This window comes from Sphingosinicella microcystinivorans (genome assembly GCF_027941835.1).
Classification (GTDB): domain Bacteria; phylum Pseudomonadota; class Alphaproteobacteria; order Sphingomonadales; family Sphingomonadaceae; genus Sphingosinicella.
Map to the genome: position 1 here is coordinate 2,008,482 of NZ_CP116005.1, position 19,473 is coordinate 2,027,954.

Consider the following 19,473-nt stretch of genomic DNA (forward strand, 5'->3'; position numbering starts at 1 on the left):
TATATTGATTTCGATAAGGATAGGTTATTGATAACGCTCGATCAGTTTCGCATTTTCATCAAGGTCGCCGAGACCTTGAACATGACGCGCGCCGCGGAGGCGCTCAATCTCACGCAGCCCGCGGTGAGCGCCGCGATCTCCGTGATCGAGCAGCGCTACGGCATCCAGTTGTTCGATCGGGTGGGGCGCAGGCTGCAACTGACGATCGCCGGGCGGCTGCTGCTGCCGAGCGCCGAGGCCGTTCTCGTTCAGGCGAACGAGGCTTGCAGCGTGCTCGACGATCTGGCCGGGCTCAACCGGGGAGAAGTCCGTATCGCTTCAAGCCAGACCGTCGCGACAGCGTGGCTGCCCCGGCGCATGGCACGGTTCGCGTCCCGCCACCCGAACATCGCCCTCAGCCTTTCGGTCGGCAACACGGAACAGGCGGTTGCGGCGGTGCACGACGGGCTGGCCGATATCGGCGTCGTTGAGGGCGAGATTGAAGGTCATGCCGGGGCCGGGGCCTTGCAGACGAAGACTGTCGGCGCGGATACGCTTGGCCTCTATGTCGCTCCGGGCCATCCGTTCGCGGACCGGGCGATCGGCAAGAGGGAATTGACCGGGAGCCTGTGGGTCATGCGGGAAGCCGGGTCCGGGACGCGAACCCATGTCGCAAGGGCGCTTGCCGCCCGCGGCCTCAGTCTCGACGATCTCCGGGTCGGGCTGACGCTTCCGAGCAACGGCGCCGTTCTGGAAGCCGCCAGCGCGTCTGAAATGATTGCGCCGGTGTCTGATCTCGCGGCGGGGGCGAGGCTGGCGGCAGGTCTCGTGAAGCGGCTCGCCTTCGAGTTTCCGGAGCGGAAGTTCACGACGATCCGGCACAAGGCGCGATACGCCAATCGCGCCGCGCGCGCTTTCCTGGAAACATTGGAGGATCGGGGGGCCGTGCTCTAGTTTCGGCGCTATATGCGCGGCGCGAAACCGTTTCTGAGGGCATTCACCAGACGCCGCGCGACCGTTCCCGTGTCTTCGGGGCCGGACGGATCGAACCAGCGTGCCGGCCAGTTGAGCGCGCCGGCGAGCGCCAGGGCGAGCGCCTTGGGATCATCCGCCGCCACCGATTCGTCCGCGATGCCTTCGGCGATCAGTTCGCGCATGGCGTCGTCTATCTTGCGTTTGAGCGCCCGGAACCGGCGGGCGCTTTCCGGCGCGAGGGCCTCGTCCCCGGTTCGAATGACGCAGCGCCCGAAGTCGTCCATGTTGACCTCGGCGTAGCGTTCCAGAAACTTGCAGAGCCTGTCGATGCCGAGGCCGGACTCGCGCCGCGCTTCCGCGGCTGCCTCGAGGAGTTGCTGGAGGCCGATGGTCACGCACTCGAACAGCACCTGATCCTTGTTGCCGAGATAGTAATAGATGGTCGGCTTGGAGATGCCGAGACTGGCGGCGACGTCGTCCAGCGACGTGAGGTGGAAACCCTTCTCGTTGAACATCCTGACGGCCGCCCTCAGGACGGCATTGCGCTTCGTCTCGCGCTCGACGCGCCGCTGCGCTGCATCCGGAAAGGGAGAGGGAGATACGGTCTTCATGATCGTGCGTTCGAGGATTGACGGCATACATCAAAAATTGCAATCTACTATTCAGTAAATAACTTTCTTTCTGGTAGAAGAATGGGTCCGCTGCATGAACATTGAGGGTTTGGCCGCGATCGTGACGGGCGGCGCTTCGGGTCTTGGCGGCGCAACGGCGGCGCGGCTTTCGGCACGGGGCGCGAAGGTGGCGATCTTCGATCTGAACGCAGATCTCGGCGGGAAACATGCGTCGGAAATCGGCGGGGCCTTCTTCAAGGTGGATGTCACCGACGAAGCCGCGGTCGATGCGGCCATCGCCGAAGCCGAGGGGCTGCACGGCAAGGCGCGCATCCTCGTCAACTGCGCGGGTATCGGTCCGCCCGCGAAGGTCATCGGCCGCGACGGCAAGGCCATTCCACTCGCCGACTTCTCGAAAATCGTGAACATCAACCTCATCGGCAGCTTCAACGTCCTGTCGAAGTTCGCAGCGCGCATCCACGATGCCGAGCCGATCGGCGAGGAGCGCGGCGTCATCGTCAACACGGCGTCGGTCGCGGCGTTCGACGGCCAGATCGGGCAGGCCGCCTATGCGGCGTCGAAGGGCGGTGTCGTCGGCATGGCGCTGCCCGTCGCGCGCGAGTTCGCGCGCTACGGCATCCGCGTGATGACGATCGCGCCCGGCCTGTTCCTCACGCCGCTGCTCGCCTCGCTGCCGCAGGAGGCACAGGACTCGCTTGGGCGTCAGGTGCCGTTCCCGAGCCGCCTCGGCGACCCGGACGAATATGCGCTGATGGTGGAAAGCATCGTCCTCAATCCCATGCTGAACGGCGAGGTCATCCGTCTCGACGGTGCCATCCGGATGGCGCCGAGGTGAGCGCCCGCGCCCGGGAGATCGCGGACAGGGTCGAGCGCTTCGTTCGCGAGGTGGTCGTGCCCTACGAGTCCGACCCGCGCCGCGATCACCACCATTGCCCGACGGACGAGCTGATTGACGAGCTGAAGGCGAAGGCGCGCGCGGCCGGGGTGATGACGCCGCATATCCTGCCGGACGGCAGCCATCTGACGCAGCGGGAGACCGCCGCCATCCTCATCCGCTCCGGCCTTTCCCCGCTCGGCCCGCAAGCCTGCAACACGGCGGCGCCGGATGAAGGCAACATGTATCTTCTGGGACATGTCGGCAGCCCGGAATTGAAGGCGCGTTTCCTTGCGCCGCTGGTTTCGGGCGAGGCGCGCTCGGCGTTCTTTATGACCGAGCCCGCCGACGAGGGCGGCGCGGGTTCCGATCCCTCGATGATGCGGACAACCTGCCGGCAGGACGGCAACCACTGGGTGATAAACGGCCGCAAGGCGTTCATCACGGGCGCGAAGGGCGCCAAGGTCGGCATCGTCATGGCGAAGTCCGAAGCCACTGACGGAACCGGGGGCGCCTGCATGTTCCTCGTCGATCTCCCCGACCCTGCCATCCGCATCGACCATGTGCCGAACACGATCGACTCTTCGATGCCCGGCGGCCATCCTGTCGTGACGATCGACAATCTGCGCGTGCCCGCCGACCAGATGCTCGGGGCGAGCGGCGAGGGCTTCAAGTACGCGCAGGTGCGCCTCAGCCCCGCGCGGCTTTCGCACTGTATGCGCTGGCTCGGCGCCTGCATCCGCGCCAACGAGATTGCAACCGCCTATGCGTGCAGGCGGCAGGCGTTCGGCAAGCTGCTCGTCGACCACGAGGGCGTCGGCTTCATGCTCGCCGAGAACCTCATCGACCTGAAGCAGGCCGAGCTGATGATCGACTGGTGCGCCGATGTGCTCGACACCGGCGCGCTCGGCACGGTGGAAAGCTCGATGACGAAGGTCGCGGTGTCCGAGGCGCTGATGCGCGTCGCCGACCGCTCAGTGCAGGTGATGGGCGGCATGGGCGTGTCGGGCGACACCATCGTCGAGCAGGTGTTCCGCGAAATCCGCGCCTTCCGCATCTACGACGGCCCCACAGAAGTCCACAAATGGTCGCTTGCGAAGAAGGTGAAGCGCGACTGGATGGCGGCGCATGGCGGCTGAGACCGACGCGAATATCGGCGCCGGAGAAGTCCGCGTCGCGTTCGATGCGGATGCGCTCGAACGCTGGATGCGCGCGCATGTCGAAGGCTTCGCGGGGCCGCTCGACGTGGAGCAGTTCCGCGGCGGGCAATCCAACCCGACGTACCGGCTCACCACGCCCACGGCGCGCTATGTCCTGCGCCGGAAGCCGCCGGGGCCGCTCCTCAAGGGCGCGCACGACGTCCTGCGCGAAGCGCGCGTGCTTGCCGCGCTCTGGCCCACGCCGGTTCCCGTGCCGCAGGTGTTCGGCGTGTGCGAGGACGAAGGCGTGATCGGCACGCCCTTCTACGTCATGGCGCTCGTCGAGGGGCGCATCTTCTGGGATGCGGGTTTCGGCGAGGTGCCGAAGCCTGAGCGTGCGGCTTACTTCGATGCCATGAACGGCACGATCGCGGCGCTGCACGCGGTCGATCCGGAGGCTGTCGGGCTCGGCGACTATGGCCGCCCCGGCAATTATTTCGCGCGCCAGATCGGCCGCTGGTCGCGCCAGTATCTGGAAGACGAGGCCGCCGGGCGCGACGCCGACATGGACGCGCTTGTCGAATGGCTGCCGGACGCCATCCCCGATGGCGACGAGACCGCCATCGTCCACGGCGACTTCCGCTGCGACAACATGATCTTCCACCCGGAGCGGCCGGAGGTGGTCGCGGTGCTCGATTGGGAGCTTTCAACGCTCGGCCATCCGCTCGCGGATTTCGCCTATCACGCGATGATGTACCGGATGCCGCCCGACATCGTGGCGGGGCTGGGCGGTGCCGATCCGCGCGCGATCGGCCTGCCGTCCGAGGCGGACTATATCGCCGCCTACTGCCGCAGGACCGGGCGCGCGGGCATCGCCGACTGGGACTTCTACATCGCGTTCAATTTCTTCCGCCTCGCGGCGATCTTCCACGGCATCAAGGGGCGGGTCATTCGCGGCACGGCGTCGTCGGCGCACGCGCGCGAGCGGGCCGCCGCCTTTCCGCGCCTCGCGCGGCTGGCGCATCAGGCCATGGAGGCGTGCCGATGAAAACCGTACGGCTCGAAGTTGCGGACGGAATCGCCCGCCTGACGCTCGATCGCCCGGATCAGGGCAATGCGCTCGACATGACGCTCGCGCTCGATCTCGGCGAGGCCGCCCGGCGCTGCGCGGATGACGAGACGGTGCGGTGCGTGGTGCTGACCGGTGCGGGCCGCATGTTCTGCGCGGGCGGCAACATCGGTGCGTTCGTTGCGGCGGGTACGCCGGGGCCGACGCTCCGCAAGCTCGCCGACACGGTTCATATCGCGATCCGCACGCTCGCGGAGATGCGCAAGCCGCTCGTCGTCCTCGTCAACGGCCCGGCCGCGGGCGCGGGGCTCAGCCTCGCGGCGCTCGGCGACATCGTGCTTGCTGCGGAATCGTCGCATTTCACGGCGGCCTATACGGCGATCGGCCTCACGCCCGACGGCGGCATGACATGGCTGCTGCCGCGTCTCGTGGGTCTGCGCCGGACGCAGGAGATGATCCTCACCAACCGCCGCGTCACGGCGGCCGAGGCGGCATCCATCGGCCTCGTCACGCGCAGCGTCGCCGATGCGGACCTCGCCGCCGAGGGGCTGGCGGCGGCGGAGCGCCTTGTCGCCGCGCCGACGGCGGCGCTCGGCGTGTCGCGTGGCCTCATTCTCGAAGGGACGGAAAGCCGTTTCTTCGATCATCTCGATCGCGAGGCGGCTGCCATTTCGGCTGCTGGAGACGGCGCCGAAGGGCGCGAAGGCGTGGCCGCCTTCCTCGCGCGCCGCAAACCCGATTTCAAAGGAGTCTGAACCCCAATGGCCGAAGCCTATATCGTCGATGCCGTCCGTACCGCCGGAGGCCGCCGCGGCGGCAAGCTCGCGGGTTGGCACCCCGCCGACCTCGCGGGCGAGGTGCTGAACGCGCTCGTGGACCGCAGCGGTATCGACCCCGCCGCGATCGAGGACGTGGTGCTCGGCTGCGTGACGCAGGCGGGCGAGCAGGGGTTTGCGTTCGGGCGCAACGCCGTGCTCGCCTCGAAGCTTCCCGAAAGCGTGCCCGCCGTCACGATCGACCGCCAGTGCGGGTCCTCGCAGCAGGCGATCCAGTTCGCGGCGCAGGCGGTGATGTCCGGCACGCAGGACATGGTGATCGCGGCGGGCGCCGAGAGCATGACGCGCGTGCCCATGTTCTCCAACGTCGCGCTCCATATCAAGGAGGGGCTTGGCACGGGGCCGGTCAGCCCGCGCATCGCCGCGCGGTTCGGCGTGAAGAACTTCAGCCAGTTCGAAGGCGCGGAGATGATCGCGAAGAAATACGGCTTCGACCGCGCGACGCTCGACGCCTTCGCGCTCGAAAGCCATCGGCGGGCGGCCCGCGCAACGGACGCCGGCGCCTTCGCGCGCGAGATCGTGCCGATCGACGTCGACGGCGAGGCGCATGTCCGCGACGAGGGCATCCGCTATGACGCGAGCCTCGAATCGATCGGTTCGGTGAAGCTGCTGCAGGAGGGCGGCGTCATCTCCGCGGCGAACGCGAGCCAGATCTGCGACGGCGCGAGCGGCGTGCTCGTCGTCAGCGCGCGCGCGCTGAAGGCGCACGGCCTCACCCCGCTCGCCCGCATCGTCAACATGACGGTGACGGCCGGCGATCCCGTCATCATGCTCGAAGAGCCGATCCCGGCGACGCAGAAAGCGCTTGAGCGCGCGGGCATGAAGATCGGCGACATCGACCTCTTCGAGGTGAACGAGGCGTTCGCGCCCGTGCCGCTCGCGTGGCTGAAGGTGACGGGCGCCGATCCCGAACGGCTCAACGTCAACGGCGGCGCGATCGCGCTCGGCCATCCGTTGGGCGCGTCCGGCACGAAGCTGATGGCGACGCTGCTGCACGCGCTGAAGGCGCGCGGCAAGCGTTATGGCCTCCAGACAATGTGCGAAGGCGGTGGTATCGCCAACGTTACCATTGTCGAAGCACTCTGAAAGGGAAGCCATGGCTTACGAAACGATCCTCGTCGAGCAGCGCGGCGCCGTCACGCTCATCACGCTCAACCGGCCGAAGGCGCTGAACGCGCTGAACACGCAGGTGCTGGCGGAGCTCATCGACGCGTTCGCGAAATACGATGCGGACCCCTCGCAGCGCTGCGCGGTGCTGACCGGCAGCGAGAAGGCGTTCGCGGCGGGCGCCGACATCAAGGAGATGTCGGAGAAGTCCTACGCCGAGTTTTATCTCGAGGACTTCTTCGCGGGATGGACGACGCGCGTCACGGCGACGCGCAAGCCGTGGATCGCGGCGGTGGCGGGCTATGCGCTCGGCGGCGGCTGCGAGCTGGCGATGATGGCGGACTTCATCATCGCGGCGGACACGGCGAAGTTCGGCCAGCCCGAGATCAAGCTCGGCGTCGCGCCCGGCATGGGCGGCTCGCAGCGGCTGACGCGCGCCGTCGGCAAGGCGAAGGCGATGGAGATGTGCCTCACCGGCCGCATGATGGATGCGGCGGAGGCGGAGCGCGCCAGCCTCGTCTCCCGCGTCGTGCCTGCCGATCAGCTTCTCGACGACGCGCTGAAAACGGCCGCGACGATCGCCGACCTGCCGCCGATCGCGGCGATGGTGAACAAGGAAATGGTGAACGCCGCGTTCGAAACGGGCTTGCTTCAGGGCATCTATACCGAGCGCCGCCTGTTCCAGGGCCTCACCGCGACCGAGGACAAGGCCGAAGGCATGGCCGCCTTCGTCGAGAAGCGCCCGGCGTCCTGGAAGGGGCGATAGCCGGCAGGCCATTCGCGGAGGCGAGAGATGGGTCTCAAGACACGCTTTACCGAACTCTTCGGGATCGAGCAGCCGGTCGTGCAGGGCGGGATGATGTGGGTCGGCCGGGCCGAACTCGCCTCGGCGGTTTCGGAGGCGGGCGGCCTTGGTATGCTCACGGCGCTGACACAGCCGACGCCGGACGAGCTTCGCCGCGAAATCGACCGTTGCCGGTCGATGACCGGCAAGCCCTTCGGCGTCAACCTCACCATCCTTCCATCGGTATCGCCTCCGCCTTATGCGGAGTACCGGCGCGCCATCATCGAAAGCGGAATCAGGATCGTCGAAACGGCGGGACACAAGCCGCAGGAGCATGTCGAGGATTTCAAGAGCCACGGGATCAGGGTCATCCACAAGTGCACGGCGGTGCGCCACGCGCTCAGCGCCGAACGCATGGGTGTCGATGCCATCTCGATCGACGGCTTCGAATGCGCGGGCCATCCCGGCGAGGACGATATTCCCGGCCTCATTCTCATTCCGGCGGCCGCGGACAAATTGAGCATACCCATGATCGCCTCCGGCGGCTTTGGCGACGGTCGCGGTCTCGCCGCGGCGCTTGCGCTTGGTGCGGACGGCATCAATATGGGCACGCGTTTCTGCGCCACCGTGGAAGCCCCCATCCACGAGCGCGTGAAGCAGTTCCTGGTCGAAAATGACGAGCGCGCGACGAACCTGATCTTCCGGCGCTTCCACAATACCGGGCGCGTGGCGAAGAACAGCGTTTCCGACAAGGTCGTCGAGATTTCGGCGAGCCCCGACGCCGTGTTCGAGGATGTCAGGCCGCTCGTTTCAGGGGCCCGCGGACGTGTCGCGCTCGAAAGCGGCGATCTCGATGCGGGTCTCGTCTGGGCGGGTCAGGTGCAGGGGCTGATCCACGACATTCCGACATGCGCCGATCTCATTGCGCGTATCGCGGCGGAGGCGGAAGCGATCATATCGGGCAGGCTGTCGGCGATGATCAGCCGCTGAATTCGGAGGCAGGCGCTACAGGACGACTTTCGAAAGCGACTGCTTGCGGCCGCGGGACTTGGCTATGCTCGCTTCCATTTCCGTGATGCGCTGCCGCGCATCCGAAAACAGCTTGGTTCGGAAACCGGTATCGCTCTGCAGCGCAAAGAAGGTTTTCTGGACCTGTTCGCGCGTCTTGCCGCACGTTGCGCCCATCAGCAGCAGCAATATTCCGGAAAGGGACTTCCGGACGAAAATATCGTCGTCGACGAGACCGCTGCACCATTCCTGGATGCGGCCATACTGGAGGTTGGAAAGATCAATCAGGAGTTCGCGAAGCACGACGCCGGGCTCCAGCTCACGCCGGTCTTCGACGATGTTCAGCCAGTCGATCCACGACCGCGTCGCAAGATCGAGCAGAACGGCGCGAATGGCAGGGTGCAGCGTCGTCGAAAAATAGAGGGCGATAAGCGCCTTCATATAATTCGGAATATCGACGTCCCGCAATGTGCTGGTCGTTTGCCGGGAGAGCGCGCCTTCAAAATCGGCACTGTCCTGCGAGAAGTGCATGTGGCTGATGAACTGCTGGAAATAGGTGTAGATCGCGAGCGCGATCACCGTTTCCTTGCTGCCGAACGCGTTGTAAATTGTCTTGGTCGATACGGCGGCTCTCCGGCTCAGCTCCCGCATGTTCAGGTCTTCAAGTCCCTGCTCGCTGATGATCTGCCGGGCCTCCCGCAAAATGCGACGCCGCCGATCGAACATTGCCTCGCTGCTGTTGATCATGTTGCGCAAGGCCAGAATCTCGAGATTTTCAGGCATTGTCATGATCTTGCGGCTTCCCGGGTCCGATTCTTCGGCATTCCGCCGGGTGCGCGAGGACGATTTCCGTCCCTTGCTATTGGCGGATTGACGGCCTGCAGGCGGCAGGAGGCCATGTCCAGGACCTTCGTCGTCGATTCCATGCTCATGGTTCATATCGCCGCGCGCCGTCCATGCAAGTTTCCAGATGCCCACAGTGCGAATATGCCAAGGAAAACGCATTGTAAATAAATCGAGAGTCCTTTTGTCATGCAGGCCGGCTGCACGATCGTCGGCGAGCCATGTCCGGTCGTGATGAGGCGCCGGTTCCGGGAAGGCGGAAGCGGTGTTCGAAGACGTTTCCGCATCCGTCGTGGTCGATGATGCGGGAAAGCTGCGCCCGGCATCGGGAGCCCGTGATGATGTCTGGCCACGGCCCGGACCCGGCCGGGCCGTGGCCAGACGATCACATTTTCACGCTGACGGTCGCACCGTAGGTTTTCGGTGCGGCCGGCGTGGACCCGAACAGCTCCGGCCGCTGGATCGTCCAGGCGTGCATCTTCTCGTCCGTGAGGTTCTTGCCCCAGATGCGCAGCGACCACCGTTCATCGCTGCTCGTATAGGTCAGGGATGCGTTGACGACGTCATGTGCCGGCTCAACCACGGAATTCTGGGAATCCCAATAGTACTTGCTGCGATGGCTGTAGGTGATGGCGGGCGTGAAGCTTCCGATCGGCGTTGCGATCTCGTAGCGTGCACTGGCTGAAAGCGACCACTTCGGTGCAGAGGCCAGGCGATTCCCCGTCGCATCACCCACGGTCGTCGTATAGCCGCCGCCGGGCAAGGCTTCGTAGAACTGCGCGCTTGCGTAGTCCGTGTACTTCGCATCCGTATAGGCAAGAGCGGCATTCAGGATGAGGCCGGGCGCTGGAACGATGTTGGTTTCCGCCTCGAAGCCCTTGATCCGGGCTTTTGCGGCATTCGTCTGAAGCGTGACGGCATCCTCGATGATCGTGACCTGGAGATCGCGATAGTCATAGGTGAATGCGGAGGCGTTGAATTGAACGCGCCGATTCAGGAACTGGGATTTGAAACCGGCCTCGAACGCCGTCAGCTTTTCAGGATCGACCGCGGGGGCGAAGGCGTTTCCGGTATTGAACTGCCCGGAGTTGTAGCCCGTGCTGGCCGTGCCGTAGATCATGAAATCGGGGCTGAAGCTGTGATCCAGCGTGACACGCCAGGTCGGCTCCCTGAAGTTCTTGGACTGATAGCCGATGTCGCCCGGGGCATCGTTCACGTCGACATGGCCGTTGACGGAGCGGTGGTCGAACGTCATGCGGCCGCCGAGCGTCAGGTGCGTATCGGGCAGGAACTCCCACGTCGCCTCGCCGAACGCGGCGTATGAGTTGGCCTTGGTCGCACCGAAGACCTCCACCTTGGCGCCGCCGACATTCTCGCCGTAGAGCGCGATGGGGTCGAAGCGCGCATCAAAAAACATGTAATAAAGGCCGGCAACCCATTTGACGGGCCCGGTGTCCGGAGAGACGAGCTGCAGTTCCTGCGTGAAGCTGTCGGCGCGCTCCCAGATCGGTCCCTGGAGAAGGAAGCTGGGCGAACCGTCGGAGTCGTAGGGCCAGATCGTGCGGACGCGCGTGTACGCGCTGATGGAGACAAGCTCTGCCCAGCCCATGTCGTGCCGCGCTATCAGGCTGCCCGCCGCGACGCGCGTCCTCACGAAGGTCTCGAAGTCCCCTGTGAGATTGTAGAAGCCCGCGCTCGTCGAGCCGTCCTGCGCAAGCGTGCCGGGCATGGGGCTGTAGGCATTCGACTGGCTGCGCATGTAGTGATATTCGCCGATAAAGGTCAGCGAGGTGTCGTCGCTCGGCTGCCATTGCAGCTTCGCCCTCGCGTCTGCGGTTTTCTCGCGGTAGGTATCGTCACCCGTGGTCACGTTCGTGCCCCAGCCGTCCGCCTGGTTGTAATAGGCGAGCGAGATGTTGGCTGCGAGCGTGTCGGTAAGGCCCGTGGAGCCGTAGAACTTCGCGTCGAACGTATCATAGTTGGCGTAGCCGACGGACGCTTCGATCGCGGGATCGTGGCTGGGATCGCGGGTCGTGATGCTGATGACGCCGCCGTTCGAATTGCGGCCGAAAAGCGTACCTTGCGGACCCTTCAGGACTTCGATCCGCTCGACGTTGTTGAGCGCGAAATTGGTCATCAGCGGACTGACCTGGAGGACGCCGTCGACAAATATGCCCACGGAAGACTCATTGCCCGCCGTGACGATCGGCTTGCCGACGCCGCGGATGAACGGCGAGCCGTTGTAGCTCCGCTGCCAGCTGACGGCAGGGACGGCGACGGACAGGTCGTCCGTCGTTTCGACGCCCATCGAGGCGACGGTGTCGCCGGTAAGGGCCGTAATGGCAATCGGCACGTCCTGCAGGCGTTGCTCGCGCTTTTGCGCGGTCACGACGATCTCGCCGACGTAGGACTGCGCATCGTCATTCTGGTCGTTTTCCGTCTGCGCCCATGCGGCCTGCGCCGTGATGAGGGCGGTGACGGAAATTGCACAAGCCGGGATTATGAAGGTCTTCGCCATTGGTATCGTCTCCCCAAAAATATGTTCTGATGTCGTTGGGACGAGGCGGGCCGCGCCCGTCAGCCTGCCGCCACGCAAACGCACGCCGGAAAACAAGTGAAACTTTCTGTCACTCTTTCCTCCCCATCATCCTGCGCCGGCTTTCCGGCACTTTCTTGTGAGGGGTCGGCAGATCAACGCCTCCCCTCGATACGTTAATTTCTGCAAAGTACGGGATAGCCGGTTGCGTTTCAAGAGAAATTACAACAGGTGCAATTCTATTGCCGGTATCATGGTCGCACAGATAGGAAATCAAGCCCGCTCCACAGCCCGGATTCAGGGAAGGACTGGCCGTGCGCAGCAAAGGCTACTGTCATAATATAATGATAATAAATGAAAAATAAGAACAATGAGGTGTGGAGCTCCTAGGCGGACTTGGGAGTATTCCTGCATAGGTCGATAGCCGCGATTGCCCGAAGTCATGGAAAACCAGTTGCATAAGGGTGCCATATCGGCATTCCAGCTCGGTGCCGTGCCCAACAATGTGTGACCAACCCTTATGTGTAGGCAGGAATCGACGGGACTTGCTCTCGGCGGTAGGCCCAAGTAAATTGCAACGTGTAGAAATATCTTGACCTTGGAAGGTTTCGGTTTCAGACGTGCAGAAAGAAAGAGGCGCTCCTCGAAAGTTGCCTCGACGCTGCGTCCCAGAACAGCAGTCTATTCGGTGCCGCGCCGATTTGGGAGAGGAAGAATGCCAGCTTCGCGTCGATTCGCAGGGGTCCTTTTCGCCGCAGCGGGGCTTGCCATGCTCGGCGCCTGCGGAGAGGCGGCGAAACCCGATGCGAACCCCGATGCCGGGCGTGCCGAAAGCGATTTCGGAGCGCGGATCGTCGCTGCGGACGACGAGCCGGGCAATTGGCTCGCAACCGGGCGCAACTATCAGGAAACGCGTTTCAGTGCGCTCGACGAGGTGAACAGCCGAAACGTCACGGATATGGGGCTGCAATGGTATCACGATCTCGATACCGCCAGAGGGCAGGAGGCCACGCCGATCGTGGTCGACGGCATCGTGTACACCAGCAGCGCCTGGTCGAAGGTCCAGGCTTTCGATGGCGAAACCGGCAGGCTGCTCTGGCAGTATGACCCGAAGGTCCCGGGCGAGGCGGCCGTCAAGGCTTGCTGCGACGTCGTCAATCGCGGGGTGGCCTATTGGGACGGCAAGGTTTTCGTCGGAACGCTCGACGGGCGCCTGATCGGCATCGACGCCGGGACCGGCAAGGAACTGTGGTCGACCCTCACCGTCGACCCTTCCAGACCCTACACGATCACGGGCGCTCCCCGTGTCGTGAAGGGGCTGGTCATGATCGGCAACGGAGGCGCCGAATTCGGCGTGCGCGGCTACGTGTCGGCCTATAATGCCGATACCGGGAAGATGGCATGGCGGTTCTACACCGTGCCGGGAGACCCGGCGAAGCCCGACGGCGCTGCCTCCGATGCCGTCATGGAGCGCCTCGCAAAGCGCACGTGGTCCAGGGATCACTGGGAGGTCAGCCACGGCGGCGGCGGCGGAACCGTCTGGGACTCGATGGCCTACGACCCGGAGCTCGATCTGCTCTATGTCGGCGTCGGCAACGGCAGCTACTGGCCCCAGAAGTATCGCAGCCCCGAGCCCTACCCCGGCGGCAACAACGACAATCTCTTCGTCGCCTCGATCCTCGCCCTGAGGCCGGAGACGGGCGAATATGTCTGGCACTATCAGGCGACGCCCGGCGATCAGTGGGACTACACGTCCACGCAGCACATGATCCTTGCCGATCTCCAGATCGGCGGCGCCGTGCGCAAGGTGCTGATGCAGGCGCCGAAGAACGGCTTTTTCTACATACTGGACCGCGCCACCGGGAAGCTGCTCTCGGCGGAGCCGTTCTCGAAGGTGACATGGGCGGACGGCGTCGATCTCGAAACCGGTCGGCCCCGGATCAAGCCGGAGGCGGACTATTCCCGAACCGGAAAGCCGTGGACGGCTTGGCCGGGCCCGCAGGGCGCGCATGGCTGGCCGCCGATGTCGTACAGCCCAATCACGGGCCTTGTTTACCTGCCGACGCAGGAGGTCGGGTTCACCTATCAGCTCGACGAGAACTTCAAGCCGTTTCCGCGCGGATACAACATCGGCGCGGACATCGCGGTGAACAGGCTGCCTGTCGATCCCGTCAAGCTTCAGAAGGTGCGGGAATCGGTCAAGGGGTATCTGACGGCCTGGGACCCTGTGAAGGGCAGGCCGGCATGGCGCGTGCCGATGTCGAATGCGGCCAACGGCGGCGTTCTGTCCACCGCCGGCGGCCTCGTGTTCCAGGGCGGCTCGACGGGATATTTCAGCGCCTACGACGCCGCCAGCGGCAAGAAGCTGTGGTCGTTCGACGGCCAGTCGGGAATCGTCGCGGCGCCCGTCACGTGGTCGAAGAACGGCAAGCAGTATGTGACCGTGCTCGCGGGCTGGGGAACGACCGAAGGTCTCGGCGTCGGCCCGGTCAACTGGGGCAAGACCGGCCCTCGCCGCAATATCAGCCGTGTTCTCACGTTCGCGCTGGGAGGACAGGCGAAACTGCCTGCCATCGAAACCGGCAACGACGTCACGCTCAATCCGCCCGAACAGTTTGCAGATAGCGCGATCATCGAGCAGGGGCGGCAAATCTACCACCGCAGCTGCTACGGTTGTCACGGTTATGGCGCGATGAGCGGCGGCGTGATCCCAGATCTTCGGTATTCCGGGACACTCTGGGATCGCGACTCCTGGAACGCGGTCGTTCTGGAAGGCATTCTTGCGGAAAGGGGCATGGTGGGCTTCGACACCAATTACTCGTCCGGGCAGTCCGACGCCATTCGCGCATACATCATCGACCAGGCGCATCAGAGCGTCAAATTGAAGAGCCGATAAGCTCCGGACCCGAAAGACCTTATGCCCATTCCCCTCCAGCGTGACTGCTACGACAGCGATCATGAGATTTTTCGTGACAGCGTGAGGTCGTTCTTCGAGCGCAGCCTCGTGCCCAATATCGAGCGCTTCGAGGAACAGCGCGAAGTCGACCGGGAGTTCTGGAACAGTTGCGGCAAGGCAGGGCTTCTCTGCCCGACGGTCCCGGAGGAATACGGAGGCCTTGGCCTCGACTTCCGGTATAATGCCGTCGTCACGGAAGAGCTCGCCTATCTGGGTTCGTCGGCGAGCATTCCCCTGCAGTCCGATATCGTGGCCGATTATTTCGTCGATTACGGCAGCGAGGCGCAGAAGCACCGCTATCTGCCGGGCATGATCGACGGCTCGATCGTGGCCGCCATCGCCATGACGGAACCGGGTGCCGGATCAGACCTCAAGGGAATCAAGACCGTCGCGCGCCGCGATGGCGGAGATTGGCGGATCAGCGGCTCCAAGACCTATATAACCAGCGGCAAGCACTGCGACGTCGTGATCGTCATGGCGAAGACGGACCCGCAGATGGGTGCGCGCGGGATGAGCCTGTTCCTTGTCGACGCCGATACCCCGGGGTTCAGCAAGGGCCGGAAACTCGACAAGATCGGGCAGCACACGGCCGATACGTCGGAACTCTTCTTCGACGATGTGCGCGTTCCCGCGAGCCAGCTTCTGGGCGAGGAAGGGCAGGGCTTCATCCAGATCATGAAGCTCATTCCGCAGGAGCGTCTCAGCCAGACGATCATGGCGCAGGCAGGTGCGCAGCGCGCGTTCGACGAGGCCGTCAATTTCGCGGCAGGCCGTTCGATGTTCGGATCGCGCCTGCTCGACATGCAGAACACACGCTTCACCCTTGCCGATCACGCGGCGCATCTTCAGGTCGGCTGGGCGCATCTCGATCGCTGTATCAACAGGATGGCGAACCATGCGCTGACGACCGAGGAAGCGTGCGCGGCGAAGCTCTGGCACACGGAAATGCAATGGAGGATCACCGACGAGTGCCTCCAGCTTCACGGCGGTGCCGGTTACATGAACGAATACACGATTGCCCGGCTGTGGCGGGATGCACGCGTGCAGCGCATCTATGGCGGGACATCCGAGGTGCTCAAGGAAGTCATCGGTCGCAATCTTGTCGCGGGGGCGCAGTGAGCCGCCGCTGATTTTGTCGGAACTCCGGGCCGGGCGAGCGTGAGCCGCATCGGCCGGTGAAAAGTGGGAGAAGGAAACGATGGCCTGGAAATCTGCTGACGGCGCTTACACGATCCAGCACCCCGACCGCTTTCTGATCGGCGGAGAGTGGGTCGCGCCATCGACGGATCGGACGATACGGCATCTCAACCCTGCGACCGAAGACCTCGAGATCGAGGTGGCCGAAGCCGTGGAGGCCGATATCGACCGCGCGGTGGCCGCGGCGCGCGACGCCTTCGACAGCGGGCCGTGGCCGCGGATGTCTCCCGCCGAGCGTGCAGGCTACCTGCGCAAGCTGGCGGATGGTATTCGCCGCCTGTCGCCGCAGCTCGGCCACAGCTGGACGCGTGAGGTCGGGGTTCTCTATGCGCTGTCCGAGCACGGCGGAACGGCATTCGCCGGCTATGTCGATCAGCACGCAGGCTGGGCGGACACGTTCCCGTGGGAGCAGACATTCCCCACGACCGACGGCCTTGGCGGCGATGCGCTCGTCGTTCAGGAACCGGTCGGCGTGGTCGGCGCCATCATTCCCTGGAATGCCGCCTTCGTTCTTGCGCTCGTGAAGCTGACGCCCGCGCTGCTTGCCGGCTGCACTGTCGTGCTGAAGGCGTCTCCCGAGGCCCCGATCGGGCCGTATCTCATCGCCGATCTCATTCACTCGCTCGGTCTGCCGCCCGGTGTCTTCAATTTCCTAACGGCCGACCGCGAGGCATCGGAGCGTCTGGTCCGGAATCCGGACGTCGACAAGATCACCTTCACGGGCAGCACCGCGGCCGGAAAGCGGATCGCGTCCATATGCGGGGAACGCATCGCGCGCTACACGCTGGAGCTTGGCGGAAAATCCGCGGCGCTCGTGCTGGACGACTATGACATCGAAGCTGCGGCGACGACGCTTGCAAACAGCACTGCCTACATGACGAATCAGGTTTGCGCCGCGCTCAGCCGCGTCGTCGTCTCGGATGACCGCCACGACCAGATGGTCGATGCGCTCGCGAGGCGCTTCGAGGCGATCAAGGTGGGTGATCCCTACGCGGCGGACAGCCAGATGGGGCCGCTGGCGATGGGCCGCCAGCTCGAACGCGTGCAGGGCTACATCGAGATCGGCAAGAAGGAGGCTTCGCTCGTGACCGGCGGCGGCCGGCCGGCCGATCTCAATCGCGGCTACTATGTCGAGCCGACGCTGTTTGCGGACGTGAACCCGGATTCCCGGATCGCGCAGGAAGAGATCTTCGGCCCCGTCGTCGTCGTTATTCGCGCGAAGGATCAGGACGACGCGATCCGTATCGCCAACAACAGCAGCTACGGTCTCGACGGCGCCGTGTTCACGCAGGACCCGAAGCTCGCCTATCGCGTGGCGAGGCAGATCCGCACCGGAACCATCGGGCACAATCTGCATCGCATGGATTTCGGTGTTTCTTTCGGTGGTTTCAAACAATCCGGCATAGGGCGCGAAGGCGGTCAGGATGGCCTCAGGTCTTTCCTGGAATCAAAGGCCATCATGCTTCAGCCTCATGCGTAACGCTGCAAGCCAAGGGAGGATAGATTGACAGGCATTCTGCATGGCGATGTCGCCGTCATAACGGGCTGTTCGCGCGGCATCGGCGCGGCAATCGCCGAGGCTTTCGCCCGCGAAGGGGCGAACCTGGTGCTCATGGGCCGGGACAAGGGGCGGCTTGAAGCCGTCGCTGACGCCCTGCGTGCGGCCTATGGTACGCGGACGGAGATCGTGACGGGCGCGATCGCCGATTCCCTGACGTCTGCTCATGCGCTCGAGGCCGCCGACAGGCTCGGCGGGGCAACGATCCTCGTGAACAACGCGGGCATATTCCCGGCCGCTGCGATCGGCGACACGACGGACGCGATGTTCGAGGACGTGATGGGGAGCAATTTTACCGGCACGTTCAACACCTGCCGGGCGCTCATTCCCGGCATGGTGGCGCGCGGCAAGGGCTCGGTGGTCAATATTTCCTCGATCGCGGCCCGCGTGCCGACGCCAAGCCTTTCAATCTATGCGGCCAGCAAGGGGGCCGTCGAAGCCTTCAGCCGGGCGCTTGCTGCCGAAGTGGCGCCGGTCGTACGTGTGAACTGCGTGTCTCCCGGACCGATCCTCACGGAAGTGGCGATGGAGATGGCGGCCAACGACACGACGGGCGCCGTGAACGAGGTTGAAAGCGGTATCCCTCTCGCGCGTCGCGGCACCCCTGAGGAAGTCGCGGAGGCCGTTCTGTTCCTCGCCAGTTCGCGAGGGAGCTGGACCACGGGGCAGGTGCTTCAGGTGAACGGCGGCGGACTGATGACGTGATGCGATCAATGCCTCGCCGGATCTTCGGCAGGATAGCGCCCCAGAAACGGCAGAGACACCGCGCCGAGCACGAAGAACACAGCGGCGATCAGGAAACTCGTCTGTTCGCCGCCGGGCGTTTCATAGACGGCCGCGAAGGCGACCGGTCCTGCTCCCGCCGCGGCCGCCACGCCGAAATAGAGCATTCCGTATATCCGGGCAAAATGCGCCCGTCCGAAATAGCGCGCGGTGAGGTAGGCGAGCAGGTCGAGTTCCGCGCCTGATGCGAGGCCGACGAGTCCGGCGGCGACGGCCGCCATCCACGGCCCCGGCGCGCCGGAGAGGACCACGCAGCCGACCGCGGCGGGCAGCAGCGTGAACAGCGCCACGGCCGGAGCCCAGAACCTGTCGAGGAAAAATCCGAGGCCAAGGCGGCCGACGATGAGCATCGCGGCGAAACTGCTCTGGGCCAGTGCCGCCTGTTGTGGTGCCAGACCCTTGTCGACGAGCGCGGGGAGCAGGTTCGGAACAATTCCCGCCAGCGACAGGTAGAGAATGACGACAGAGGCCAGGATCAGCCAGAAACGATAGGACGCGAGTGCCTGAGGCAATGTCATTCCGCCCGTGCCGGGGGCCGAAGCATCGGTATCGGCATTGTCCTTCGGAAGATGCTTCAAATGGATCGCCGCGGCGGGCAACGCGATGAGCAGCGGCAGGGCCGCCAGCACGATATAGCCCGTCTGCCATCCCGCGTGTCCGACGACGGCGACGGTCAGCGGCGGGAGAATAAGGCCTGCGATTCCCGTCCCGATCAGCGCGATGGCGAGGGCAAGGCCGCGCTGTTTGCTGAAACGCAGCGTCACCGCCCTGCACCACACCACCGGCCCGCTGCCGCAGCCGACAAGAGCGGCCACGCCGTAGGCGGCGTAAAACCATGTCAGGGAGCCGTTCGACAGTGCCGCCATGCCGAGGCCTGCCGAGATGCCCAGAATGCCCGTAATCGCCATGGCGCGCATCGAGACCATGCGCAGCAGCCAGCCGCAGGCGACGGCGCCGATCCCGACTCCAAGCTGCGAAACCAGAATTGCGGCCTGGATTTCGGTGCGGGACCAGCCGAACGCGTCCTGCAGCGGCTTGACGAAAGCCCCGATGGTATAGGTGGGGATGCTCATCGCCCCCAGCGCCACGCCGCTCGTACAGGTCAGGACGAGCTTCCAGTTCCGGGCAAGCTCGGATTGGCTCCGTGTCATGTGGCGGTCCCCAGGGCGGTCGTCGCGACCATTTTCATGCTTGCAA

16 protein-coding genes are annotated in these 19,473 nt (G+C 64.7%); 12 read left to right on the forward strand and 4 right to left on the reverse strand.

All coding sequences use genetic code 11. From position 1 onward, the window contains the following. Nucleotides 1-27: 27 nt before the first annotated feature. Nucleotides 28-933, forward strand: coding sequence for a LysR family transcriptional regulator (locus PE061_RS09830; protein ID WP_271258903.1), 906 nt, complete (start codon nt 28-30; stop codon nt 931-933). An 8-nt stretch (nt 934-941) separates the two neighbouring features. Here PE061_RS09830 and PE061_RS09835 read toward each other — a convergent pair whose 3' ends face one another. After that, on the reverse strand, nt 942-1,565 hold the full coding sequence (locus PE061_RS09835; RefSeq protein WP_271258904.1) for a TetR/AcrR family transcriptional regulator: 624 nt from the start codon (nt 1,563-1,565) through the stop codon (nt 942-944). Nucleotides 1,566-1,659: 94 nt separating this feature from the next. On the opposite strand from PE061_RS09835, the gene PE061_RS09840 reads away from it, so the two are divergent. The 7 genes from PE061_RS09840 to PE061_RS09870 are packed head-to-tail and all read left to right on the forward strand — an operon-like array spanning nt 1,660 to nt 8,385. After that, on the forward strand, nt 1,660-2,421 hold the full coding sequence (locus PE061_RS09840; RefSeq protein ID WP_271258905.1) for an SDR family NAD(P)-dependent oxidoreductase: 762 nt from the start codon (nt 1,660-1,662) through the stop codon (nt 2,419-2,421). Next, nucleotides 2,418-3,599 carry an acyl-CoA dehydrogenase family protein gene (locus tag PE061_RS09845; protein WP_271258906.1) on the forward strand — a complete coding sequence of 394 codons (1,182 nt, stop codon included), beginning with the start codon at nt 2,418-2,420 and terminating at the stop codon, nt 3,597-3,599. The genes PE061_RS09840 and PE061_RS09845 overlap by 4 nt, the downstream gene beginning before the upstream one ends. Further along, complete coding sequence (locus PE061_RS09850) at nt 3,589-4,647, forward strand: phosphotransferase family protein (protein WP_271258907.1); 1,059 nt, start codon at nt 3,589-3,591, stop codon at nt 4,645-4,647. Before PE061_RS09845 ends, PE061_RS09850 begins: the two co-directional genes overlap by 11 nt. Next, nucleotides 4,644-5,423, forward strand: a complete 780-nt coding sequence (locus PE061_RS09855; RefSeq protein WP_271258908.1) for an enoyl-CoA hydratase/isomerase family protein — start codon at nt 4,644-4,646, stop codon at nt 5,421-5,423. The genes PE061_RS09850 and PE061_RS09855 overlap by 4 nt, the downstream gene beginning before the upstream one ends. 6 nt (nt 5,424-5,429) lie before the next feature. Next, entirely contained in the window at nt 5,430-6,590 is a 1,161-nt protein-coding gene (locus PE061_RS09860; protein ID WP_271258909.1) for an acetyl-CoA C-acetyltransferase, read from the forward strand. 10 nt (nt 6,591-6,600) lie between these two features. Further along, nucleotides 6,601-7,377, forward strand: a complete 777-nt coding sequence (locus PE061_RS09865) for an enoyl-CoA hydratase (RefSeq protein WP_271258910.1) — start codon at nt 6,601-6,603, stop codon at nt 7,375-7,377. 27 nt (nt 7,378-7,404) lie between these two features. Further along, complete coding sequence (locus PE061_RS09870) at nt 7,405-8,385, forward strand: NAD(P)H-dependent flavin oxidoreductase (protein WP_271258911.1); 981 nt, start codon at nt 7,405-7,407, stop codon at nt 8,383-8,385. A gap of 15 nt (nt 8,386-8,400) precedes the next feature. Here the strand turns inward: PE061_RS09870 and PE061_RS09875 are convergent, their stop codons facing one another. Together PE061_RS09875 and PE061_RS09880 are read right to left on the reverse strand one after the other, a co-directional pair. Continuing rightward, the gene (locus PE061_RS09875; protein WP_271258912.1) at nt 8,401-9,381 is read right to left on the reverse strand and encodes a TetR/AcrR family transcriptional regulator; all 981 of its coding nucleotides are present in this window, start codon (nt 9,379-9,381) and stop codon (nt 8,401-8,403) included. Nucleotides 9,382-9,631: 250 nt separating this feature from the next. Continuing rightward, on the reverse strand, nt 9,632-11,764 hold the full coding sequence (locus PE061_RS09880; RefSeq protein WP_271258913.1) for a TonB-dependent receptor: 2,133 nt from the start codon (nt 11,762-11,764) through the stop codon (nt 9,632-9,634). A 733-nt stretch (nt 11,765-12,497) separates the two neighbouring features. Here PE061_RS09880 and PE061_RS09885 point away from each other — a divergent pair. From PE061_RS09885 to PE061_RS09900, 4 genes are all read left to right on the forward strand, one after another. After that, nucleotides 12,498-14,678, forward strand: coding sequence for a PQQ-dependent dehydrogenase, methanol/ethanol family (locus PE061_RS09885; RefSeq protein ID WP_271258914.1), 2,181 nt, complete (start codon nt 12,498-12,500; stop codon nt 14,676-14,678). A gap of 21 nt (nt 14,679-14,699) precedes the next feature. Continuing rightward, nucleotides 14,700-15,857: an acyl-CoA dehydrogenase family protein gene (locus tag PE061_RS09890; RefSeq protein WP_271258915.1), complete on the forward strand. Its 1,158-nt coding sequence runs from the start codon at nt 14,700-14,702 to the stop codon at nt 15,855-15,857. Nucleotides 15,858-15,936: 79 nt separating this feature from the next. Beyond that, nucleotides 15,937-17,415: an aldehyde dehydrogenase gene (locus tag PE061_RS09895; protein ID WP_271258916.1), complete on the forward strand. Its 1,479-nt coding sequence runs from the start codon at nt 15,937-15,939 to the stop codon at nt 17,413-17,415. Nucleotides 17,416-17,439: 24 nt separating this feature from the next. Next, nucleotides 17,440-18,198 carry an SDR family NAD(P)-dependent oxidoreductase gene (locus tag PE061_RS09900; protein ID WP_271258917.1) on the forward strand — a complete coding sequence of 253 codons (759 nt, stop codon included), beginning with the start codon at nt 17,440-17,442 and terminating at the stop codon, nt 18,196-18,198. Between the two features lie 5 nt (nt 18,199-18,203). On the opposite strand, the gene PE061_RS09905 is transcribed toward PE061_RS09900, so the two are convergent. Then, complete coding sequence (locus PE061_RS09905) at nt 18,204-19,427, reverse strand: MFS transporter (RefSeq protein WP_271258918.1); 1,224 nt, start codon at nt 19,425-19,427, stop codon at nt 18,204-18,206. Nucleotides 19,428-19,473: the final 46 nt, after the last annotated feature.